General features: G+C 46.4%; 23 protein-coding genes. 16 read left to right on the forward strand and 7 right to left on the reverse strand.

The annotated features are described in order from the left end of the window. Positions 1–18 precede the first annotated feature (18 nt). Entirely contained in the window at positions 19–1635 is a 1617-nt protein-coding gene (locus DIC78_RS14840) for a type I restriction-modification system subunit M (protein WP_127696499.1), read from the forward strand. A 358-nt stretch (positions 1636–1993) separates the two neighbouring features. Here DIC78_RS14840 and DIC78_RS14845 read toward each other — a convergent pair whose 3' ends face one another. Further along, entirely contained in the window at positions 1994–2266 is a 273-nt protein-coding gene (locus DIC78_RS14845; RefSeq protein ID WP_127696500.1) for a hypothetical protein, read from the reverse strand. Next, positions 2266–2415, reverse strand: a complete 150-nt coding sequence (locus DIC78_RS14850) for a hypothetical protein (protein WP_003240873.1) — start codon at positions 2413–2415, stop codon at positions 2266–2268. The genes DIC78_RS14845 and DIC78_RS14850 overlap by 1 nt, the downstream gene beginning before the upstream one ends. Before the next feature lie 158 nt (positions 2416–2573). Between DIC78_RS14850 and DIC78_RS14855 the strand changes: the two genes are divergently transcribed. From DIC78_RS14855 to DIC78_RS14885, 7 genes are all read left to right on the forward strand, one after another. Continuing rightward, positions 2574–3692, forward strand: coding sequence for an NAD(P)/FAD-dependent oxidoreductase (locus DIC78_RS14855; RefSeq protein WP_106019521.1), 1119 nt, complete (start codon positions 2574–2576; stop codon positions 3690–3692). A gap of 102 nt (positions 3693–3794) precedes the next feature. Further along, the gene (locus tag DIC78_RS14860) at positions 3795–4169 is read left to right on the forward strand and encodes a nucleotide excision repair endonuclease (RefSeq protein ID WP_024122762.1); all 375 of its coding nucleotides are present in this window, start codon (positions 3795–3797) and stop codon (positions 4167–4169) included. Positions 4170–4384: 215 nt separating this feature from the next. Next, the gene (frlB, locus tag DIC78_RS14865) at positions 4385–5371 is read left to right on the forward strand and encodes a fructosamine deglycase FrlB (protein WP_127696501.1); all 987 of its coding nucleotides are present in this window, start codon (positions 4385–4387) and stop codon (positions 5369–5371) included. 80 nt (positions 5372–5451) lie between these two features. Continuing rightward, positions 5452–6720, forward strand: coding sequence for an ABC transporter substrate-binding protein (locus DIC78_RS14870; protein WP_127696502.1), 1269 nt, complete (start codon positions 5452–5454; stop codon positions 6718–6720). 57 nt (positions 6721–6777) lie between these two features. Then, a complete protein-coding gene (locus DIC78_RS14875; RefSeq protein ID WP_101859987.1) occupies positions 6778–7656 on the forward strand; it encodes a carbohydrate ABC transporter permease in 879 nt (292 codons plus the stop codon). A gap of 3 nt (positions 7657–7659) precedes the next feature. Beyond that, positions 7660–8562, forward strand: coding sequence for a carbohydrate ABC transporter permease (locus tag DIC78_RS14880; protein WP_059334818.1), 903 nt, complete (start codon positions 7660–7662; stop codon positions 8560–8562). Positions 8563–8575: 13 nt separating this feature from the next. Continuing rightward, positions 8576–9430, forward strand: coding sequence for a fructoselysine 6-kinase (locus tag DIC78_RS14885; protein ID WP_127696503.1), 855 nt, complete (start codon positions 8576–8578; stop codon positions 9428–9430). A 24-nt stretch (positions 9431–9454) separates the two neighbouring features. Here DIC78_RS14885 and frlR read toward each other — a convergent pair whose 3' ends face one another. Further along, positions 9455–10183 carry a transcriptional regulator FrlR gene (gene frlR, locus DIC78_RS14890; RefSeq protein ID WP_024122756.1) on the reverse strand — a complete coding sequence of 243 codons (729 nt, stop codon included), beginning with the start codon at positions 10181–10183 and terminating at the stop codon, positions 9455–9457. A gap of 183 nt (positions 10184–10366) precedes the next feature. On the opposite strand from frlR, the gene DIC78_RS14895 reads away from it, so the two are divergent. Beyond that, positions 10367–11470, forward strand: a complete 1104-nt coding sequence (locus DIC78_RS14895; RefSeq protein WP_106019517.1) for an ABC transporter ATP-binding protein — start codon at positions 10367–10369, stop codon at positions 11468–11470. Between the two features lie 33 nt (positions 11471–11503). Here the strand turns inward: DIC78_RS14895 and DIC78_RS14900 are convergent, their stop codons facing one another. After that, on the reverse strand, positions 11504–12370 hold the full coding sequence (locus DIC78_RS14900) for an endonuclease I family protein (RefSeq protein WP_127696504.1): 867 nt from the start codon (positions 12368–12370) through the stop codon (positions 11504–11506). A gap of 456 nt (positions 12371–12826) precedes the next feature. Between DIC78_RS14900 and allC the strand changes: the two genes are divergently transcribed. The 7 genes from allC to pucE all read left to right on the forward strand — a co-directional run bounded on the left by allC (position 12827) and on the right by pucE (position 20774). Continuing rightward, positions 12827–14065: an allantoate deiminase gene (gene allC, locus DIC78_RS14905; RefSeq protein ID WP_127696505.1), complete on the forward strand. Its 1239-nt coding sequence runs from the start codon at positions 12827–12829 to the stop codon at positions 14063–14065. 16 nt (positions 14066–14081) lie between these two features. Continuing rightward, positions 14082–15332 (forward strand): pyridoxal-phosphate-dependent aminotransferase family protein, encoded by a 1251-nt coding sequence (locus tag DIC78_RS14910; protein ID WP_127696506.1) that lies wholly within the window; start codon positions 14082–14084, stop codon positions 15330–15332. 217 nt (positions 15333–15549) lie between these two features. After that, on the forward strand, positions 15550–16551 hold the full coding sequence (locus tag DIC78_RS14915; RefSeq protein WP_127696507.1) for an XdhC family protein: 1002 nt from the start codon (positions 15550–15552) through the stop codon (positions 16549–16551). Continuing rightward, complete coding sequence (gene pucB / locus DIC78_RS14920; RefSeq protein WP_127696508.1) at positions 16548–17213, forward strand: xanthine dehydrogenase accessory protein PucB; 666 nt, start codon at positions 16548–16550, stop codon at positions 17211–17213. The genes DIC78_RS14915 and pucB overlap by 4 nt, the downstream gene beginning before the upstream one ends. Then, on the forward strand, positions 17152–17985 hold the full coding sequence (gene pucC, locus DIC78_RS14925) for a xanthine dehydrogenase subunit C (protein WP_127696509.1): 834 nt from the start codon (positions 17152–17154) through the stop codon (positions 17983–17985). Before pucB ends, pucC begins: the two co-directional genes overlap by 62 nt. Then, positions 17986–20223, forward strand: a complete 2238-nt coding sequence (pucD, locus tag DIC78_RS14930; RefSeq protein WP_127696510.1) for a xanthine dehydrogenase subunit D — start codon at positions 17986–17988, stop codon at positions 20221–20223. Next, on the forward strand, positions 20214–20774 hold the full coding sequence (pucE, locus tag DIC78_RS14935) for a xanthine dehydrogenase subunit E (protein ID WP_127696511.1): 561 nt from the start codon (positions 20214–20216) through the stop codon (positions 20772–20774). Before pucD ends, pucE begins: the two co-directional genes overlap by 10 nt. Before the next feature lie 578 nt (positions 20775–21352). Here the strand turns inward: pucE and DIC78_RS14940 are convergent. The 3 genes from DIC78_RS14940 to pucL form a co-directional block, all read right to left on the reverse strand. Further along, positions 21353–21430, reverse strand: a complete 78-nt coding sequence (locus DIC78_RS14940; RefSeq protein WP_072175780.1) for a YjcZ family sporulation protein — start codon at positions 21428–21430, stop codon at positions 21353–21355. Positions 21431–21711: 281 nt separating this feature from the next. After that, positions 21712–22065 (reverse strand): hydroxyisourate hydrolase, encoded by a 354-nt coding sequence (uraH, locus tag DIC78_RS14945; protein ID WP_127696512.1) that lies wholly within the window; start codon positions 22063–22065, stop codon positions 21712–21714. After that, positions 22065–23549 (reverse strand): factor-independent urate hydroxylase, encoded by a 1485-nt coding sequence (gene pucL / locus DIC78_RS14950; RefSeq protein WP_127696513.1) that lies wholly within the window; start codon positions 23547–23549, stop codon positions 22065–22067. Before pucL ends, uraH begins: the two co-directional genes overlap by 1 nt. Between the last annotated feature and the right edge of the window lie 11 nt (positions 23550–23560).

Consider the following 23560-nt stretch of genomic DNA (forward strand, 5'->3'; position numbering starts at 1 on the left):
GAAAAGGAGATTATATAAATGAGTAATGCAAAAGATATTACATCAAAACTATGGGGAATGGCTAACAAACTGCGTGGGACAATGGATGCAAGTGAGTATAAGAACTATATTTTACCATTTATGTTCTATCGCTACTTATCGGAAAATCAGGATGAATACTTAAAAATCAATGGTTTGGAAGAGTTCTACGAAGTGACAGATGACACTGAAAAAGAAGACTACCTTGAAGAAATCAGCAAGGGTATCGGATATGCGATTGACCCAGCTTACACTTGGGACAAAATCGTATCAAAAATCGAAAATCACAAAATCAAAGCTAGTGACTTTCAAGATATGTTTGACTCATTCAATACAAATGCCAAACGTAACGCAGTCGCAGAAGCGGACTTTGCTAATGTATTTTCAGATGTTAATCTTGGGGACACACGTCTTGGCTCAAGTACAAACGAACGTGCAAAGGCTTTGAATGATATCGTGTTGATGATTAACGAGTTTACTTTCAAAGACGATTCAGGCCGTGACATTTTGGGTGACGTTTACGAGTATTTGATTGGGCAATTTGCTGCCAATGCTGGTAAAAAAGGCGGGGAATTTTATACACCTCATGAAGTTAGTCAAATCCTGGCAAAAATTGCAACTGATGATGCAGATGGTACTGGCGGTCAATTCCGTGTTTATGACCCTACAATGGGCTCGGGTTCACTTCTTTTAACAGTCCAAAAAGAATTACCAAATGGTGATGAAGAAGGAAGTGTTGAGTTTTACGGGCAAGAGTTGAATACGACGACTTATAACTTAGCTCGCATGAACTTGATGATGCATGGTGTTAACTATCGCAATATGGAGTTGAAACGCGCAGACACACTTGATGCTGACTGGCCATTCGCTGAAAAAGATGGCACACAAATTCCTTTGAAGTTTGACGCCGTCGTATCAAACCCCCCATATTCCCATAAATGGGATACAAAAGACGTTGATCGAGAAAAAGATACACGTTTCAAGGGTTATGGTGTAGCACCTGCATCTAAAGCAGATTATGCTTTTGTTCTTCATGGACTGTACCATTTAGATAAAGCAGGAACAATGGCTATCGTGTTGCCGCATGGGGTACTATTCCGAGGTGCCTCTGAAGGTAAAATCCGCAAAAATATCATAGACAATAATCTATTAGATACTGTTATTGGATTGCCAGCTAACTTGTTCTACGGCACAAGCATCCCAACCTGTGTGCTGGTATTCAAAGGTCGTGAAGTTCGCAAGAGTAAAGATATTTTGTTTATCGATGCTTCAAATGAGTTTAAAAAAGGAAAGAACCAAAACAAACTCTCTCCTGAAAACATCGACAAAATTATTGAAACTTACCGTAACCGTAAAGACGTTGAGAAATATGCTCATGTGGCATCTTTGGATGAAATCAAAGAAAATGATTACAATTTGAACATTCCACGGTATGTGGACACGTTTGAAGAAGAAGAAGTTATTCCACTTTCACAAGTGGCTCAAGAGTTGACAGAAGTAAAAGCTGATATTACGAATTCATATGATAAATTGTTTGAACTTTTGAACGAGTTGAATGGGACAACCGATGAAGCCAAAGAAGAACTGAGTAAATTTATCAGTCTTTTAGGTAAATAATAGTGTTAGAAAAGAGCTAAGGAGGATTTAAACCTTGGCTCTTTTCACAAACACTTGGGAACAGCGTAAGTTGGGGGACTTAGCTGATATTGTATACGGCTTCAGCACATGCCAAATTCGTACGATACTCATGCCAACTTGATATTATAATCCATTTTAAACCATTTGAAGAAATGGCTATATATCAAAGGTTTAAGCGGTTTTGTTGTAAATCAGTCCATCCCATTTCGAGCAAATTTAATCAAGTTCGAAATGGAAGGTTCAATCGGTTAATTTTTTATAAAATGGACGTGACTGGTTTTCAGTTGCGTCCTTTTTGTATGCAGAAGAAAACCGCAGGCCGAGGGGCCCGCGGTTTCTACTCTTCATTCTCCTGATTGATGACTTGCTTTACATTGTTGCCATTGTGATATCCATTGTTCATCTCTCGTAATTGCGTATAGGCCATGTCGAATTCCTCTTTTGACATCTGCTTTGCGGCTAATGCAGAGCATAAAATGGCAAAGGCAATCGGCATTGTGTCAATGTGAATATCAATATGGACTTCCGAATTGCCGCTGTTTTCAATAACAGAGCCATTTTTGGGCATTTCCGCAGCATGTCTGTTGATAGGAATGATATTCTCGTTCATTACTCTTCTCCGTCTTGAGACTGTGCCTGTGCCTGATCCTGATCTGTATTCACGTTGACTACGACTTTTGCATTGCCGCTGTTTTCAACTTTAGCAACTGATACATTGCGCTTTTGGTTTTCTTCATTTTCATGACGATTTTCGCTCATGGTATCATCCTTTCTCTATTGATAGTGACAGGATATTCAATAGGAGAGTGAAGAGATTGGACGAACTTCGCGGTTTTTCCACATTGGGGCTAAAGGTCGAAGGAAAGCACTCTATTTGGTAAAATGAATAGATATTATAAAAGAAAAGGTGTTTGCATATGAAGTCTTACATCATCGTCGGCGCAGGCATACTAGGTGCGTCGACGGCTTATCATCTCGCAAAATCAGGAGCCCGGGTTACGGTGATTGACCGGAATGAACCGGGACAAGCGACTGACGCGGCGGCGGGAATCGTCTGTCCTTGGCTGTCGCAGCGCCGCAATCAGGATTGGTATCAGCTCGCTAAGGGCGGAGCGCGATATTATAATGGTTTAATCAAGCAACTGGAAGAGGACGGAGAAACAGACACCGGATACAAGCGTGTCGGTGCGATCAGCATTCACACTGATGCAGTGAAGCTCGATAAGATGGAGGAGCGGGCGTATAAGAGACGCGAGGATGCGCCGGAAATCGGTGACATCACTCGTTTGTCCGCAAGTGAAACGAAAAAGCTGTTTCCCATTTTAGCTGATGGCTATGAATCGGTTCATATCAGCGGCGCCGCTCGTGTGAACGGGAGGGCGCTATGCCGGTCGCTTTTAAACGCTGCCGAGAAACATGGTGCAGTCATTGTAAAAGGAAACGCGTCCTTGCTTTTTGGGAACGGAAGAGTCACCGGTGTCCAAACAGACAAGCAGCAGTTTGAGGCTGATAATGTGATCGTGACTGGAGGGGCATGGGCCAATGAATTGATGAAGCCTCTGGGCATTCATTTTCAAGTGTCCTTTCAGAAGGCGCAGATTATGCATTTTGAAATCTCTGGCGCAGATACCGGATCGTGGCCGGTGGTGATGCCGCCGAATGACCAGTATATTCTGTCCTTTGATGACGGCAGAATTGTAGCAGGCGCCACCCATGAAAATGAGGCCGATCTTAAAGACCTGCGTGTGACAGCAGGGGGACAGCATGAAGTCTTGAGCAAAGCACTTGCCGCAGCCCCGGGGCTTGCTGACAGCACAGTCATTGAAACAAGAGTGGGCTTCAGACCGTTTACACCGGGGTTTCTGCCAGTGGTGGGTGCCGTGCCGAATGTTCAAGGACTTTACGCCGCTAACGGTTTAGGCGCGTCGGGACTAACGATGGGACCGTTTCTCGGTTCAGAGCTCGCAAAGCTAGTTCTCGGAAAGCCGACAGAAATAGACCTTAGCCCTTATGATCTTGCCGGAGCGCTTGCATAATAATGAAAGGCATGACAAACAAATATAATAAAGCTTTTCTAGCTTTTCTTTCCTGTCTGTGTTAGCATTTATCTTTAATGAAAAAGAGGACGTGAACTGATTTTGATAAAAATTGATATACCCGCACCGAATGTGACGATCACCGAGCGACAGCAGTCAGCCAATCATAACGAACCGAAAATAAAGGCGATTCACGGGTTCATTGACTTTCACCAGATACCAAGGGATAAAGGCGGCATCTTTATGTTTTACAACATTCATGATGAGCTGCTGTTTGTCGGTAAAGCCAGAAAGTTAAGACAGAGAATTAAAAAGCATTTTGAAGACACTGTCTCACCGATCAAAAATCACAGAGACGAAGTTTATAAAATTGAAGTATGTGTAGTTGAAGATCCAATGGAAAGAGAAATTTACGAAACCTATATCATCAATACACAGCACTCGAAGTATAATATAGACAAGGTATTTTTTAAATAAGAAGTCAGTCTGCGGATTGAACAGCGAGGCCAGAGCTTATATTAAGTTCTGGCTTTTTGATTTGGCATTTTTCTACACAAAGATCCTTTGTCTATCATCTAAGTAAATTAATGAGAAATTTCAGAAAATAATATTGACATTCCTATCTCTGGACTTTAATATAACAATATATAATGTTATATAACGTTATATAATAAAAATGAGGAGTGAAGGATTTGAGTCAGGTCACAGCAAAAGTTAATCGTGAGGTTCAAGCTTTCTTGCAGGATTTGAAAGGAAAAACCATTGACCATGTATTCTTTGTCGCATGCGGAGGGTCTTCGGCCATCATGTATCCGAGTAAATATGTGTTTGACAGGGAGTCAAAATCAATCAGCTCTGACCTTTACAGCTCTAATGAATTTATTCAGCGAAACCCTGTGCAGCTTGGTGAAAAGTCTCTTGTCATTTTGTGCTCGCATTCGGGAAATACCCCGGAAACGGTAAAAGCCGCTGCATTTGCGAGAAGCAAAGGCGCGCTTACGATTGCAATGACGTATAAGCCGGAGTCTCCTTTAGCACAGGAAGCGCAATATGTCGCCCAATATGACTGGGGTGATGAGGCGCAGGCGATCAATACGAACTATGGCGTTCTATATCAAATCGTTTTCGGCGCTTTGCAGGTATTAGAAAACAATACGACATTTGAACAAGCAATAGAAGGTTTAGATCAATTGCAGGCTGTGTATGATGAAGCCCTTAAGCAGGAAGCTGAAAACACACAGCAATTTGCAAAAGCACATGAAAAAGAAAGCATCATTTATACAATGGCAAGCGGTGCAAACTACGGTGTCGCTTACTCCTACAGCATCTGCATTCTCATGGAAATGCAATGGATTCATTCCCACGCCATTCATGCCGGAGAATATTTTCACGGACCGTTTGAAATTATTGATGAATCCGTGCCGTTTATCATCCTGCTCGGTTTAGATGAAACAAGGCCTCTTGAAGAGCGGGCGCTTACCTTCTCGAAAAAATATGGCAAAAAGCTGACTGTGCTTGATGCCGCATCTTACGACTTCACTGCAATTGACGATTCAGTAAAAGGCTACCTTGCTCCGCTTGTTCTTAACCGTGTGCTGAGAAGCTATGCGGACGCTTTGGCAGAAGCAAGAAATCATCCTTTATCTCATAGAAGATACATGTGGAAAGTTGAGTATTGATCTGAAAAAGAGGAACCATTATGCATTAGACTATAATGTTATATAACATTATAGTCTAATGTCCAGAGGAGGCCAACCCTTTGAAGAAAATGTTTTTATTTTTGATCATTGCAGCTGTCAGTATGCTCACCATTGCGGGCTGTTCGAGCCAGAGCAGTTCAGCGGATGGAAAGGTGACATTGAAATTTTTCCACAGATGGCCGAAGGAGCCGGAAAAAAGGTATTTTGAAGAGGTTGTAAAGGAATTTGAAAAAGAGCATCCGGATATCGACATTCAAACTGAAGCGGTTTTGAATGACTCCTATAAAGATAAAATTAAAGTTATGCTGGGAACCAGCAGCCCTCCTGATATTTACTTCTCATGGAGTGACGAGTTTGCTTTTAAATTTATCAGAGGAAATAAAGCACTTGATCTCTCGTCCTACTACAAAGATGATACAGATTGGTCATCGCAGCTCGTTCAATCGCAAGTTACACCATTTACGTATGAAAACAAACAATATGGCGTGCCGTGGCAAATGGACGCTAAATCATTTTTCTATAATAAAGATATTTTTAAAAAGCTCAATTTAGAGCCCCCGGCGACTTGGGATGAGCTCATCGATGTCTCCAAGAAGCTGAAAGAAAATGGCTATACGCCGATCAGTTTCGGAACAAAAGCACCTTGGACAATCTCACATTATATCGGCACGCTGAATCAGCGGATGGTCGATGAAAAAACAAGAGAAAAGGATTATAACGCCAAAACGGGTGGATTTACCGATGAAGGCTATGTGAAAGCACTTGAAAAGCTGCAGGAACTGATGCCTTACTTCAATAAACATGTAAATTCCGTCGACCATGAATATGTGAGACAGCAATTTAAGAGCGGAAAGTCGGCGATGATATATGCGGAAACGGCTGAAATCAAACTGGTCGAGCCAGTGAATCTAGGGATGTTCTCATTCCCTGAAATCAGCGGGCAAAAAGGATCTTCAGAAGCGTTAACGGGGGCGCCTGAAGGATTTATGATTTCTTCGAAAACAAAACATCCGAAGGAAGCAGTGGAATTTTTGCAATTTCTGACGTCGAAAAAAATGGGTGAAAAGCTCGTTAAAGACGTTGGCAAATACAGTGCGGTGCAAGGAACGGCAACCGAAGAAAATTCTACAGCCATTCAGCGTGAAGCCGTTCAGCATATCGTAGATGCCAAATCAATGGTTCCGTGGTTCGATATGGATGTAGATGTTGAAATCGCAGATGTGTACTTAACAAGCGTCCAGCAAATGCTTGGCGGCGACATGACACCGGAGCAAGTCATGAAAGCCGTCCAAAAAGCAGCCAAGCAAGTGAAGGCGTCAGCTGAATAAATCAAAGAAAAGGTGAAGCGACGCACCTTTTCTTTTTATAAAGGAGATGAGTTATCCTTGGTCAACCAAAATAGAATAATCCCCTATTTGTTTTTACTGCCGGCTCTTGTTTTTCTACTTTTCGTTTATATCCCGATTTTTGAGAATGTCTTTCTCAGTCTGTTTCAATGGAGCTCTTTTTCTCCGGAAAAAACGTTTATCGGATTGAAGAACTATGTTGAATTATTTCGTGATCCTGTCTTTTATCAAGCCCTCACGAATAACGTGCTCTACGCAGTGATCTCAATTATATGCCAGGTGTTTGGCGGTTTGATTTTGGCGGCGGTGCTTGAGGATAAGCTGGTCAGAAAATGGTCGCCTTTTTTTCGTACCGTTTTCTTTTTGCCGGTTGTCATCTCAATGACGGTTATCGCGCTTTTATTTGATTTTATTTACAACCCTGAGACGGGGCTTTTGAATCAGCTGCTTCAGGCAATCGGGCTGGATCAGCTGACGAGGGCATGGCTCGGGGAGGACAGCACGGCTATGCTTTCTGTCATCTTTGTATCGCAGTGGCAGTCTGTCGGTTATATTGCGATGCTGTATATTGTGTCTATTCAAAAAATACCGGATGAACTGTATGAAGCGGCGCGGCTTGACGGTGCGGGGAAAATTCAGCAGTTTTTTCACATTACCATTCCCCAGACGAAAGAGATGTCTTTTGTTGCGGTGGTGATGACGCTGACAGGCGCTTTTACAGTGTTTAACGAGCCGTACATTTTGACAGGCGGCGGACCGGGAAACGCTTCTGAGGTATTAAGCACATTCTTATATAAAAGCGCCTTTACAAAGGATATGATGGGCTATGCTTCAGCGATTGCCACTGTTGTGTTACTCATTACGCTTGCTTTGTCGCTCATGCAAATGAAGTTCTTTAAAACCGGAAAGGAGGATTAACAGATGCTGCCTCAAAAGAAGACAGATTCGTTCAGATTAGAGCCTGTGCCTGACCGGCACATCGAGGTGAAAAGAAAGCCGAGGCGAAAATGGTATATCGGAGAAACGTCTGTATGGGTTTTTCTGTTTCTTTATCTTATCGCGATTGCTTATCCGCTTTTATGGATGGTCATGAGCGCCTTTAAAAGCTCGGATGATATTTTTGAGAACAGCTGGTCGCTGCCGTCTTCGTGGCATCCGGAGAACTTTGTGTCCGCCTGGAATCAGGGGATTTCTTCTTATTTTATGAACAGTGTAATCGTGACGGCGCTGACATGTGTGATTACTGTTTTTATCAGCGCATGGGCGGCGTACGGGCTTTCGAGGTTCGAGTTTAAAGGAAGAGGGTTCTTTTTGGTGCTTTGTCTTGGCGGTTTGATGCTGACGCCTCAGGTCAGTCTTGTGCCGCTTTATTCCATTATTCAGTCGCTTGGGCTTTACAATACGTATTGGGCTTTGATTTTACCTTATGCGGCTTATCGGATTCCATTCACCATCATTTTAATCCGCTCTTATTTTCTTTCTATTTCTAAAGAATTGGAAGAGGCGGCTTATTTAGATGGGTGTACGAGTTTTGGAGTATTTTTCAGAATTTTCTTACCAATGAGTGTGCCGATTTTAGTGACGTCGGGTATTCTGACAGCTTACCATACGTGGAATGAGTTTATGTTTGCGATTATTTTCATAGATGACGAGAATTTGCGGACCATTCCAGCGGGGCTGATGCAGTTCCGAGATGCACTGCAGACGGATTGGGGCGTCTTGCTGGCGGGATTAACGATTTCTGCCGCGCCGATTATTATTCTATTTTTATTTATGCAGAAATATTTTGTCCGCGGGATTGCAAGCGGAAGCGTAAAAGGATAAAGGAGGAAGCACAATGAAATTAATTGCTGTTGGAGACAACGTTGTAGACTACTATCAGGATCAAGAAACATTCTATCCGGGAGGAAATGCCTTAAATGTCTCAGTGCTTGCAAAACGGCTCGGGCATGAGGCTTCTTATATCGGAATTGTCGGCAATGACGAAGCCGCGGCTCATCTGCTGAATGTGCTGAAATTAGAAAAGGTCAACGCTGATTTTATTCGCCAGGCGCATGGGGAAAACGGAATGGCAATCGTTACCCTTGATGAACAGGGGGACCGGATCTTTGTCCGATCGAATAAGGGCGGCATCCAGTCGCGTCTCCGTCTTGTGTTTCAGGAAAAGGACTTATCTTTTATCAGCGGGCATGATCTGCTGCATACCAGTGTGTACAGCAGGCTTGAGAACGATTTGCCGCAGCTGTGCGGGCTGATCCCGGTCTCTTTTGATTTTTCAACAAATCGAGAGGATGAGTATTTGAAAAAGGTCTGTCCTTATGTGACGTATGCGTTCTTTTCAGGAAGCGATTTGAGTGAGACGGAGTGCGGCCAGCTTGCCAAAAAGGCACATGAGTACGGAGCAAAAATCGTTTGCATGACCCGCGGCGGGCAAGGAGCGATCCTGTCTGCGGGGGACCGAATCTACCATCAGCCGATTGTGGAAGCTGATATAATAGATACACTCGGAGCGGGAGATTCATTTATCGCGGGATTTTTGACTGCGTTTTGTGAGAAGCAGGATATGACGAACGCTTTGCGCCAAGGAGCGGAAACAGCTGCGAAAACATGCGGAGTGTACGGGGCATTTGGCTATGGCTATCCCTATCGCCTGGAGGAAGGGGGAAGCAGTGAAAAAACGAGAATACTATAAGCAGTGTCTCGTTTTTTATGCCTGTCATGTGTAGGGACTGTTGATTGTAAATGTGACACGGTTTGTGTGCATCAAAAACAGTGAGCAGTAGATCGGCTGATCGTTTGAGGTAAATGCGGTTTTATCGATTTCAAACAGCGCATCCCCGATATCGCAATCTAAGTATTTGCTTTCCTCCTGCTGGGCATAGACAACATTTAATAGTTTTGTATTGTGAGTGGGAACAACTTGGTATTGCTGCTTTAAAATATCATGCATAGATACACCGTCAGCAATAAACGTATTGATGGCAGGAAACATGTCCAGCGGGTAATGCGTGATCTCAAAGGTGAGCGGCTGATCATCGTTATATAAAATCCGTTTTAATTCAACGACAGGGCTCTCGGGATTGATCTGAAGCTTTTCGGCGATCGGTTTCGATGCTGGAATGATTTCATGGGACAGAACCTGATGCTTCGGTTTTTTCCCGGTTGATTCCATAAATTCCGAGTAGCCGTTTACTGCGATCAGCTCTCTCTTCAATTTAGGGCTTTTAACGAACGTTCCTTTTCCCTGCTGCCTGATCAGATAGCCTTCTTCGACCAGATCGAGAATGGCTTTTCTGACGGTAATGCGGCTGACATTATACTTGCTGCAAAGCTCGTTTTCTGTGGGCAGCTTGGCAGCCGGGGAATACAAGCCCTTTTTAATGTCATCTGTTATGATTTGTTTTAGCTGAATGTATAAAGGTGTTGAACTTCCGTTGTTTAACAAGGGGTAGCCTCCTTTTAAGCTATTATTTATATTATAATGTATTATGACGTTATAATACAAATTTGCGTTTTTTGTTTTAGAAATATAGCAAATATGGGAATCGATTACTCTAAAAATAACAGAAAGACCGAGTTGTTTCCAGTGACGAAATAACGGAGAAAAAAAGACGGAGGGAGTTTTCTGATGGCTTCATTAACATTTGAACATGTCAAAAAATCATATCATTCACAATTAACGGTGAAGGACTTTGATTTAGATGTAAAAGATAAAGAGCTTTTGGTGCTGGTGGGGCCGTCAGGCTGCGGCAAATCGACAACCCTGCGGATGGTGGCTGGGCTGGAAAGCATTTCGGAAGGAAGCCTCTTCATCGATGGGGAACGGGTCAATGATCTTCCGCCGAAGGAGCGTGATATCGCGATGGTGTTCCAAAACTATGCGCTGTATCCGCATATGACTGTTTTCGATAACATGGCATTTGGACTGAAGCTCAGAAAAATGCCGAAACAAGAAATTGCCGAGCGGGTGCATGCAGCTGCAAACATTTTGGAGATTGAGCATTTGCTGAAGAGAAAACCGAAGGCACTTTCCGGCGGCCAGCGGCAAAGGGTGGCGCTTGGCAGATCAATTGTGCGGGAACCAAAGGTCTTTTTAATGGATGAACCGCTTTCTAATCTGGATGCGAAGCTGAGAGTGACGATGCGGACAGAAATCAGCAAGCTTCACCAGCGGCTAGAAGCAACCATTCTCTATGTCACCCATGATCAGACTGAAGCGATGACGATGGGCGATCGGATTGTCGTCATGAATGAAGGTAAAATTCAGCAAGTGGCCAAGCCTCATGATATCTATCATTATCCGGCAAACCTGTTCGTGGCCGGGTTTATTGGCTCTCCCGGAATGAACTTTTTCAAAGGCATGATTGAAGAGCAGCATGGCGAGCTGTTTTTTACAAATCCTTCGATCCGGCTTCATATTCCTGAAGAAAAGGCAAAACGGCTGAAGGAAAAAGGCTATGCCGGACAACCGATGACACTCGGTGTACGGCCGGAGCACATCGCACAAATGACTGGAAATGACCGGCTGTTTGATTCTGTGTTTAAAGCGACGGTGGAAGTGAATGAAAATTTGGGATCTGAGCTGATTGTGCATGTCAGCGCCGGGAACGAGCGGCTCACGGTTCGCCTGGATGGCGGCAATCGAATCTCCGCGGGCGATACAATTCAGCTGGCGGTGAAAATGGATCACGCCGTCTTTTTCGATGCTGAAACGGAACAGGCTGTGTATTAGAAAAGGTGCTCCCTTCGGGGGAGCACCTTTTTCTTACGGCCAAATGTCGTCTGCCCATTCAGGGTGATCGATAAATGGATTTCGGTTGTGCTGATATTTTTCATAAATGATTTCATTTCTTTTTCTTTCGCGGGCATCAACAGGGTCCTGCCTATTCCATTCAAGCAAGGCGGATTGTTTTCCATGATAAGGAGCAGAGCCGTTTCCTGTCCTATCATTGAGCTCAAGGTCAGGGTAGCCGTCATCTCCTTCGTAACGGATAGCCATGTAAAACAGCATGCGGGCGACATCGCCTTTCACATCATCGCGGGGCTCCCAAGAATCTCCGTCATAATAATTTCCGGGTGCTTTCGCATACTCGTTGCCGCCGTTGTCAAAGTCCATGTTGCCTCTGGCGCTGTTTACTTGGACGTCTGCTGGACGCAAGTGATGAATATCAGTGCCGGGCCCTTTGCTTGTACCAAAATCGCCATGGGATTTCGCCCAGACATGCTCCCGGTTCCAGTCCCCGACATTGCCGCCGTTCAGGTTTTTCGAACGGGATTCATTCGTATAGAGCAGGATGACGTTATTCGGATTGGCCGGATCTGCATCTGTTTCTTTCAGCGCGTTCCATACCTCGCTGTAAGACAGCATCGTATGTCCGCTAATGATGCGGTGCAGTGCGCTTTTTAACGCCTCTCCGCTTTTTCCTTCAGCACCTTCATAATAGGTGTCTGTGTCGGCGTATGGTGCAGCGGGAGAGACTAATGTGAGAATGCCTCCGGAGGCTGCGGAAGAAGTAGCTGCACGGCCATTCAGGTTCAATCCGGTTTGCGCGCTTGCTGAAGCAGAGGGCGCAAACCATCCGGAAATCAGTAATACACAGACGAGCGGCAGAAACCTTGCTTTTTTTGTCATCACTTGCCCTCCTTTAGATCAGATCATGTCTATTATCTAAAATTGAGATAAAGGTTAGAAGTGTCATTTTGTATATTTTTTATTAAATTTGTAAATTAGTAACTTTGGAGGAGGCGGAACTCTATTGTTCCAGGAGCTTTAGTCCGCGTTATTGCTCCCGCTGAGTTTTGGCAAGCGCTGTTCCTTGATCGAGTGCTGCTTCACTGAAAGCATTGCCTTCCCGTGTTTTTCGCTAGTTCATACAATAAATCTTTAGAACCACTTTTTCCTCTCGCTGTTTTTTTAATCCATCGCTGCCTATTGACTCTCTTCCTTACTGGCTGCTATTCCTAAAATGGAATGGCAGGCTGGTTATTATGACCAAAAAACAAACGTTTTTTTGGTTTATGTGCTGATGAACTATACGTCTTCCTCCCTCTATAATGAAGTCACCATAACGGCCAGAGGAGGAAGCACATGGAAAAGCAGAGGCTTTCAGTAGAAAGCGGCATCGCTGATTACATCGATTGGCTTGCCCAATTCGGTGCGTCTGCTGATGGCGGAGTGACGAGACTTTTGTACACCAAGGAGTGGATGGACGCGCAGCTCGCCGTGAAAGAGAAGATGTCGGCATTTGGGCTTGACGCCAGATTTGACGACGTCGGCAATGTCTTTGGAAGGCTTCAGGGCACCCAGTCTCCGGATGAAGTGATTTTAGCCGGCTCACATATCGATACGGTGATCAATGGGGGAAAGTATGACGGCTCATATGGCGTGCTTGCGGCAATGCTTGCTTTAAAGCAGCTCAAAGAAACATACGGAGCGCCGAAAAAAACGCTTGAGGCCGTGTCTTTATGTGAGGAAGAGGGCAGCCGTTTTCCGATGACATACTGGGGATCAGGGAATATGATGGGTGCTTTGTCATTGAAGCATGCGGAAGTACCGAGAGACGGATCAGGTGTTTCATTACAAGAGGCGATGCATGACAACGGTTTTGGCAGAGGCGTGTATCCGTCAGCGCACAGGACAGATATCAACGCTTTTATTGAAATTCACATTGAACAAGGACAGACGCTTGAAATGTCAGGACGAGATCTCGGTGTGGTGACAAGTATAGTCGGGCAGAGGAGATATCTGATTACGCTTGAGGGAGAATGCAACCACGCAGGGACCACCTCCATGAAGTGGCGCAAGGACCCGCTCGCAGCCAGCAGCCGAGTGATTCATGAACTGCTGTTTCGCGCTGAAGAACAGCCGGATGAGCTTCGTCTGACATGCGGAAAAATGACGGTGCAGCCCAATGTGGCCAATGTCATACCTGGCCGGGTGCAGTTTTCAATCGATATTCGACATCAAAATCAGCATGTTCTGGAGCATTTTCATGAAGAAATGACTGCTGTCATCAACGGCATTTGTAACAAAAAAGGGATTCACGCCATGATTGATGAATATATGCGGATAGAGCCTGTGCCGATGGACGAAACGCTTTCTGCCAAGGCTCTTGAGACAGCGGCAGAAAACGGTATCAGCTGTGAAGAAATGGTGAGCGGGGCAGGGCATGATGCGCAAATGATCGGAAGGAGCTGCCCCGCTTGTATGCTGTTTGTGCCGAGCAGAGGCGGCATCAGCCATTCGCCGAAGGAGTTTACTTCTGCACGTCAGCTTGAGATCGGCGTCCGCACATTGACTAATTTATTATACAAACTGGCTTACTGATGAAGGAGGAATGGCTGTGTCAGGCAGAAAAGAATTATGTACACCATTAAGAACGATTATGACACCGGGGCCTGTAGAGGTCGATCCGCGTGTATTAAGAGTGATGAGCACGCCGGTTGTCGGCCAATTTGATCCGGCGTTTACCGATATCATGAATGAAACGATGGAGATGCTCCGAGAATTATTTCAAACGAAAAATCGCTGGGCGTATCCGATTGACGGCACCTCCCGGGCGGGAATCGAAGCGGTGTTAGCGAGTGTCATTGAACCGGGAGATGACGTGCTTATTCCGATATACGGACGCTTTGGCTTTTTGCTGACTGAAATCGCTGAGCGGTACGGGGCGAATGTTCATACGATTGAGTGTGAGTGGGGAACGGTTTTTGACCCTGACGCTATTATACGGGAAATGAAAAAAGTGAAGCCGAAAATTGTGGCGATGGTGCACGGGGAAACATCAACTGGCCGAATCCATCCGCTGAAAGCGATTGGAGAAGCGTGCCGTGCTTGGGATGCACTGTTTATTGTCGATGCGGTAGCGACAATTGGGGGCTGCGAGGTGAAAGTGGATGAATGGAACATTGACGCAGCTATCGGCGGCACGCAAAAGTGTTTGTCTGTTCCGTCGGGGATGGCGCCGATTACATATAATGAACGGGTGGCGGACATCATTGCGGCGCGCAAAAAGGTGGAACGCGGAATTGCGACTCAGGCAGACAAGGCGCCGATTACCGGGAATCGTCCGATCACCAGCAATTATTTTGATTTGAGCCAGCTTGAGGATTATTGGAGCGAACGGCGGCTCAATCATCATACAGAAGCGACGACGATGCTTTATGCCTTGCGTGAGGGCGTTAGACTGGTGCTTGATGAAGGTCTCGAAGCACGTTTCGAGCGGCATCAATACCATGAGGCCGCATTAATAGCCGGGATTAAGGCGATGGGGCTGAAGCTGTTTGGGGATGAGAGCTGCAAAATGCCTGTTGTCACCTGTGTGCAAATCCCGGACGGCATGGACGGAGAGTCGGTCCGCCATATGCTTTTGGCACAGTTCGGAATCGAAATCGCCAGCTCATTCGGCCCTTTAGCCGGGAAGATTTGGAGAATTGGTACGATGGGCTACAGCTGCAGAAGAGAAAACGTACTGTTTGTCCTTGCCGGATTAGAAGCTGTGCTCCTCAGACACGGCGCTGTGATCGAAGCGGGAAAAGCGCTTCAGGCCGCGCTTGATGTATATGAAAATGCTAAGAGCCAGGCAGCGATTTAAAGAAAAAGCTTGCGGAATTCCGCAGGCTTTTTTCATTTTCGCTCATTCTCCAATCTGATTTTCTCCGTTTGACTCTTTTTACAAATCCGTTTTCTCTGTGTTGCATTTTCTGACGGAGCATGAGTCATTTTTTCTTTTTTCATCTATTCTTTATACAAGGCACCTATAAAAATGACGTTTTATTTCTTACAGCAATTTTTGAAAGGGGGATGCGGCATTGGAGTATTTTTACACGATTTTAGATGCGCTTCTGGAAGATCAGGACGAGGCTGTGCTGGCGACCATTGTTCAAGTCGAAGGCTCTGCATATCGAAAAGCGGGCGCCACCATGCTCTTTAAGAAAAACGGAGAAAGAATCGGCTTGCTGAGCGGCGGGTGTCTGGAAGAGGATATATCCAAAAGAATCGGTGAACTCGGCGATCAGCTGACGACAGCGCTTATATCCTATGACATGCGGGCTGAAGACGATCTTTCGTGGGGCATGGGAGTCGGCTGCAATGGCGTTATTCATATCTATGCGGAACGAATCTCTCAGGAAAAAAAGCGGCACTATGAAAGAGTAAGAGACTGCCTTCATTCAGGAAAAGCCGTAACAGCCGTTACACAGATTGAATCCTCACAGGCAGGGCGTTATTTGTTTTTGTCAGAGAACGGGTATTTTGGGCACTGGCCGGATGTGCCGCTTCGAGATATTCAACGCACCGCTTCAGCGCTTCATGTACCGCATTTTGATCCATCATCAAACATTTTTTTTCAGCGTATTGAGCCGAAGCCGCGTCTCATTCTGTTTGGGGCGGGACCAGATATGATACCGCTCGCCAATTTGGCGGCTGAGACCGGATTTTCTGTCATTGTGACAGATTGGCGGCCTGCGTATTGCACAGCCGCTCTTTTTCCAAAAGCAGATCAGCTGATCACTGCCTTTCCGGAGCAGATGCTCAGTGAATTTGGATTTTCGCCTCAGGATTCCGCTGTTGTGGCGACTCACCATTTTCAGCACGATCAAGTCATCGTTGAATCCTTATTTTCTCGGGACCTTCATTATATCGGGCTTTTGGGTTCCGAAAACCGCACGAAACGGCTGCTGAATGGAAAACAGCCGCCCGCGCATTTTTACAGTCCGGTCGGGTTGAAAATCGGCGCGGAAGGCCCAGAGGAAATTGCCGTCAGCATCGTTGCGGAAATCCTTCAAACGCGAAAACGGCTGGAGGTTACATGAGCATTATCGGTGTATTTTTGGCGGCCGGAAAAAGCGAGAGAATGGGCACAAACAAGCTGGCATTGCCGCTAAAAGGAGAAACGATCGGATCGGCTTCATTAAAAACAGCTCTATTATCCCGTCTTGACCATGTGCTGATTGTCGAGAGGACAGAACATGCTTCACTTGAGTGGATCGAGGAGCAATATCAAGCACCGCCTTTTCTGGATCGCTGGAGTTTGCATGTCTGTAAAGAGGCGGAAAAGGGCCAAGGGCATTCCGTCAGCAGCGGGGTGAAAAAAGCGGAAAGCATGGGGGCAGACGGGGTCGTCATTCTGTTGGGTGACCAGCCGCAGCTTTCTGTCGATCATTTAAATGCCCTGATATCAAGGGCTCATGAAATGTTTGCCGTGTCAGCATCTTTGCGTACGCTCAGTCCGCCTATTTATTTCTCATCCGCCTGTTTTCCATATGTAAAGGAGTTAAAGGGAGATGAGGGTGCCCGCAGGCTGCTGAAAAACGGACAGCTTGGCACTGGAGCGGTGCTGGCAGTGAAAGCGTGCGAGGAACTGGAAGATATTGATACGCCGGAGGAATATGACACTGTCAGGAGGCGAATACATGAACGGACAAGTGACACAAGCGCGAACGAACATTCAATTATGGAGGCCGGCAGCGCTTGATGAGGCATTTTCTCTTTTGGAGCAGCTTGCGCCAGATGTGTGTGCAGTATCGGGCAGCACGCTGCTCCAGCTCCAATGGGACAAAGGAATTCTTCCGAAAACGCATCTCATCAGCCTTGAAGGCATTGATGAGATGAAAGGCATTACCGCTGACGGCACCCATGTGTCGATCGGGGCGCTCACCACGCTGAATGAATGCAGAAAAAACAGCCTCATCAAGCGGGATCTGGCTTGCTTATGTGATGCAGTTTTTGCTGTTGCAGCTCCGGGAATCCGAAGCCGGGCCACAATTGGCGGCAACATATCGAGTAAAATAGGGGATTTGATTCCGCTTCTGCTTGTGCTTGATGCGGAGCTTATCGTTTATCAGAAGGAGCTTGTCAGGCTGCCGCTTGCTGAATGGATCTCCAGTGAAGCGTATTCACATGGAATCGTGACGCGTGTGATCATCCCGCGTCCAGAGGGAGATCGTGTGTTTTTCCGCAAGCTGGGAAGGCGGCAGGCATTTACCGGAGCGGTTGCTGTGGCGGCAGGACGTTTACTGAAAGACGGTGACATTCGCCTCGCAGCGGGTCATGCCGATATCAGGCCGAAAAGATTAATAGAAAGCGAGGCGAAATGGATGGATCCTGAATGGGAGGCGCACGAGCTGTACGAAACACTTATCAAGGAGCTGCCGTTTTCAGCCGATGCTTTCGTGTCAGCGGCATACAGAAAAAAAGCGGCTGCCAACGTCATCATGTCCGAGCTGATGTTTGAGGGAGGGGAATAAATGAGCATAAGCAAACCGCCAAGAATAAGACCAGATGGAAGGGAAAAGGTCACGGGTGAATTGAAGTATATGACTGATCTCACTTTTCCGGGGATGCTGTATGGCAAAATTCTGAGAAGCGCTTATCCTCATGCGGAAATCGTGTCGATTTGCACAAAAAAGGCTGAAGAAATGGAAGGTGTGCGAGCGGTTGTCACCCATAAGGACGTTCCAGGTTTCAACCGTTTTGGGATTGTCATTCCTGACCAGCCGGTTCTATGCGAGGATAGAGTACGTTATGTCGGAGATGCAGTGGCGGCCGTCGCAGCAGAAACGGAAGACATTGCTGAAGCCGCGCTGGAGCTGATTCACGTGGTGTACAGGAAGCTGACGGTCATTGATTCTCCGGAAAAAGCGCTCCGATCAGATGCGCATATGCTGCACCCGGACGGGAACATCCTTCATCGTGCGTTTTTCTCGCACGGCGATGTGGAAGCGGGGTTCCAATCGTGTCACACGATTCTTGAAGAAACCTACGAACTGCCGCGGCAGATGCATACGTATATGGAAACGGAAGGGGGCGTAGCTGTTCCAGAACGTGACGGGGGTTTTACAATGTACGCTGGCACTCAGCACGGCTACAAGGACCGTTTTCAGCTTGCCCGCATTTTTGGTATTCCTGAAGAGAAAATTCGGGTTGTGTCGAGTCCGATGGGCGGCTCATTTGGCGGAAAGGATGAGCTGAATATTCAGCCGTATGCCGCGCTTTTAGCCCGTAAAAGCGGGCGTCCGGTCAAAATTCATCAGACGAGAAAGGAATCTGTACGCTCAGGAATCAAGCGCCACCCGATGAAAATCACGATCAAAACAGGGGCTGATCAAACAGGGAAGCTTCTGGCTCATGATGTGAAAATCATTGCCGATACAGGCGCTTACGCCACGCTGGGACCGGCAGTCCTGGATTTTTCTGCCGAGCATGCCGCGGGTCCGTACCGCATTCCGAATACCCGCACTGAAGGGATCTCTGTGTTTACGAACAACGGGGTGGCGGGAGAATTCCGGGGCTTTGGCGGCAACCAAATCACCTTCGCGCTGGAAATCCACCTTGATCAAATCAGCAGCATGCTCGGCATCGACCCACTGGAACTGCGAAGAAAAAATATCAGAAAACCGCATGACCTGGGCCCGCTTGAGCATCGGATTGCGTCCACTGACGGAGCGGCGCAGGTGTTGAACGTCATTTCTGCATCTCCTATTCTCAAAAGAAAACATCAGACGTCTCGTTATAAACGAAGAGGTGTTGGAGCCGCGATTACCATGCACGGGGGCGGGCTTGGCTATGGCCGGATGGATGCCGCAGGAGGGCGCCTTTCCCTTTCAAGTGACGGCAAAATCACGGCTTCTTTTGGGTTTGAAGAGTGCGGGCAGGGCATCCTCGCCGCGATTGAACATATTGTCACCGAAGAGCTGGGCTGCGCGGCGGAGGATATTTCCATTATCATCGGGGATACCGCAAAAGTGCCAAAGTCAGGCTCCTCCACAGCATCCCGCGGCACGAGCATGGTGTGGCACGTGATCCAGCGTTTGAAGAAACCGTTTCTATATCAGCTGAAAAAACGTGCCGCACAATTGGTCTCATATTTGCCTGAACAACTTATTTTCAGCGCTGGGGGGCTGCGGATGCATAATACAAAGGATCTGGTGGTGACCTATAAGGAATTGGCAGAAAAAGGCCCTTTGACTGAGGAAACAGCATTCGATTTTCCGACAACGCCTGATCCTGTGGTCGGCGGCCATTTTCTCTACTCGTTTGGAGCGGCTGCAGTTGAGGTGGAGATTGATCTATTAACAGGCGATGTCAGAGTGATAGATTGTGAGCACGCCATTGCGGCAGGTCCAGTTGTCAGTCCGCAGGGCTATCGTGGACAAATCGAAGGCGGCGCTGCTATGGCGCTCGGCTATACGCTGATGGAGGAAGCAAAAATGACGGACGGCCGTTACACGGCGGTGAATTTGGATCAGTATGTAATTCCAGGAATCAAAGATGTTCCGGCAATGAAACTGACCGCGATAGAAGAGCTGATGGATGGTGACTCATATGGCCCGCGCGGTGTCGGAGAAATAGGAACGATCGCCATCACCCCGGCGATTGTAAAGGCGGTACATGATGCCGTCGGCTGCTGGGTGAACAAGCTGCCGATTTCGCGTGAAGAGCTGCTTGATGAAATAGACAGAAAGGGGATAAAGCAATGGACGTAAAAGAAGCAGGATCTTTCTCTGTAAAAAAGCATCGGTTCCGAATGACCGTGAATGGAATAGCGCGGGAGGTTGATGCGGTTCCTACAGCTTGCTTGAGTGACCTTCTGCGGACGGAATTCCAGCTGACCGGAACTAAAATTTCCTGCGGAATCGGCCGTTGCGGAGCATGTTCTGTCCTGCTCGACGGCAAGCTCGCCAATGCGTGTATGACCATGGCATACCAAGCGGACGGCCATTCGATCACAACCATTGAGGGGCTTCAAAAAGAAGAACTGGATATCTGCCAAACCGCTTTCCTGGAGGAAGGAGGCTTCCAATGCGGATATTGCACACCCGGGATGACGATTGCGCTTAAAGCTCTGTTTCAGGAAAAACCGCAACCTACTGACGAAGATATTGAGGAAGGGCTGGCGGGCAATTTGTGCCGGTGTACCGGTTATGGAGGGATTATGCGGTCAGCTTGCAGGATTAGAAAAGAGTTAGCAAGTGGGAAAAGGCAGTCATTGGACTTTTCCCGCAGCTACGGCAAAGCACCGGATATAAAAAATTAAGCGAATCGATAAAGGATAAACTTCAATTACAGATCGTGAAGATGAAATACCTCTTCTCCCTTTACTTTTTGCCTAGTTGTGTTTGATACTAGAAATGGGTAATGTTACAAATTAAGGAAAGAGGGAGAAGAGATGATGAATAACTTAAATTGGTGGAAAATACTTTTACTAACCTTTCTTTGTTCCCTGATTTTTTCTGTCGTCTTTGTCACTGTTCAACGGATTGACTTAATACTCAATCCACCGGAAGTACCTGTTAAATCGATTGAAAAAATAAAATAATTCATTTTGGAGAAAAGGGAATGAAAAAATTTTTTTGTAGGTGCGGAAGAAATCGATCCGATAGAAACTAACAAATCCGTTAACAAGCGTTTCTAAATGGTGGGATTAATTGAAGAGCGTGATCAAGACGCGGCCGCGTTGTGGGAAAACATCTCGCTCTCATCTCATATTGTAATGGAGGACGAGGATTTGTGAGCGAGTGTTATATTTCCCTGCTCAAAACCTTGTCGCTATAGCAAAACAAACGCCATAAAGAATTCTTATGGCGTCTGACGGATATGGGGTAAGGTGAGTTCTTAATAGCCACCGAAGAAAGAAGTGCCAACGATGATTAATAGGATGAATAGCACCACGATCAAAGGGAATGACCTCATAACTTCACCTCCCTTAAAAGAGGATAGTACATGATATGCTGATGGAGATAACTTGATAGTGATACTAGTTTAATTGATTTTAAATTTTTTTTAGTCTAAGTAGAAATAGAGAACGATAAATTTAATATTTAAAAACAAACTCGAACTCTCAAATACGAGGTCCGGATGTGGCATAATTCGCAGGAATCCTCTCACAATAGGGAGGGTCTTTTATTTATGCAGTGATCCAGCAACCCCTAAACATTTGCGGAGCCCGCCTCACCAGCGGGCGGGCTCTTTTCTTAACTCCCCCTATACACCTGATAACCAAACGGCGACAGCAAAAGCGGGATATGATAATCAGCTTCCGGATCAGAAAGATGGAAACGAACTGTTACAATCGTTAAGAACGGCTCAGCCGTGTTCGCTTTCTTTTCCGCAAAGTAATCCCCCGCATGGAACTCCATCACATACTCCCCGGACTTCAGCTCTTCTCCCGCAAGGAGCGGAGCGTCGACTCGGCCGTCTTCATTCGTAAAAGCCTCTTTGACAAGGGGAAGGCTTTCACCTTCGCACAGCCGCTTCAATTCGATTTTTACGTTTGCCGCGGGTTTGCCGCAGGTTAAATCCAAGATATGCGTTGTCAGCTTTCCCATCAGGCATTCAGGCTCCCTAATGCTTCCCCGGCATTCCGTTTTTCTTTCTCGGCGTCTTCTCTCGTCACGGTGAACCGCTGGAAACCGAATGGCGGGCGCGGTTCTGTGTAGACTTTTCCTTTTGTGCCCGGAATCTCTTCGACGACTGTATCCCATGTGTGATTTTGAGATTGGAAGCTGACATCCGCGAGCTGCGGGAATCTCGTTAATATTCTGCATCCGATATGATAGATTAAGTTTTGAATGGAGGGCGTTTCGAGCTCGTGAAATACAGTGCTCGCTAAGTCACGGATTTGTTCAGCCGCCACGTAACGGGCGGGATCGGCGGCGTATGCATCTTCCGCATGTTCATAACGCCAGCTGATGTTTAAATAGACAAAGAGCGGACGATTGCCATCTTCAGGAAGAGTCGTATATTCGTCTCTGATAAAGCCGACGAAGGAGTTTCCGCTCACTTTGACAAGCTGGAGATCCGTGATTTCGCTGTATTGCTCCTTCAGCGTTATCGTATCCCCCATTCGTTCTGCTTTCAGCACCGACCGAGCGCGTTCATTGCGCGATCTTCTGAAGACAAGCTGGCTTATACCGAGCTCTTCATCCTCGTATGCAGGCATCGCTACAAACGGAATGTCTTCACCTGTCAGAGTGATCGTATCCATATGAGAATAGGTGTCTAAAAATCTGTGAGCCACATAATGCAAGAAGCCCTCGGTGGTTGTTCCCTCATAGGAAGCGAGGTGGCGCTGAATAAAGTTTTTCATCGAATCCGTAGCCACGATAAGCGTATTATCTCCGTCTGTAAATGACGGCAAAAAGGCATCTCCGCCAATTTCGCATGTCACATCAATGCCGACAACTGTATTGGTTCTGCCCGTAAAAGAAGACTCTGGGATTTGATTTATGCCTGTGAGCGGTTTTAAAAACGTTCGGTATGCAAACACATTTCCTTTGCCGTAAGACATGGTTCTTTTCATTTGAATCGCTCCTTTTTCTGTAATGATGTCCTCTAAACGAAAGCGGGCGATGCGGTATATTTCCTCAAGAGCCTGCTGGAATTCTGTTTCTGGTTTGTTCTTCAGCCTTGTCAGCAGAGCTTGGCGGATCTCCTGTTTCGTTTTTTCCTTTACCGCTAAAATAAAAGGAAAACCGAAGTTATGATAGTAGTCTTCATTTCGTTTGAGAAATTCCTCGTATTCCTGCTGTTCAAGCTTACTGAGCCCTGCGTTTTGCTGCTCTTTTAAAGAGGAAGCGCTCATTGGTTTCTTGGTGCCGAGGCGAGGGTGCTTGCAGATGAGCTCAAGCTGTGTCTTGCGATCCGCAGCTTTGACCAAGCGGGACATTTTTTGATGCAAATCAGAAAGGGAGGAAAACGGGCGGAGTGCCGCGGCCTCCTCCGCAATCCATGCAGAGTGCTCGAAAATAGATCCAAGTGTGTCAGTCAGTGTTTGTCTATCCATTTGATTCAGGTCGTCAATCGTGAACATGAGCCATCACC

Source organism: Bacillus halotolerans, from assembly GCF_004006435.1.
Lineage (GTDB): Bacteria > Bacillota > Bacilli > Bacillales > Bacillaceae > Bacillus > Bacillus halotolerans.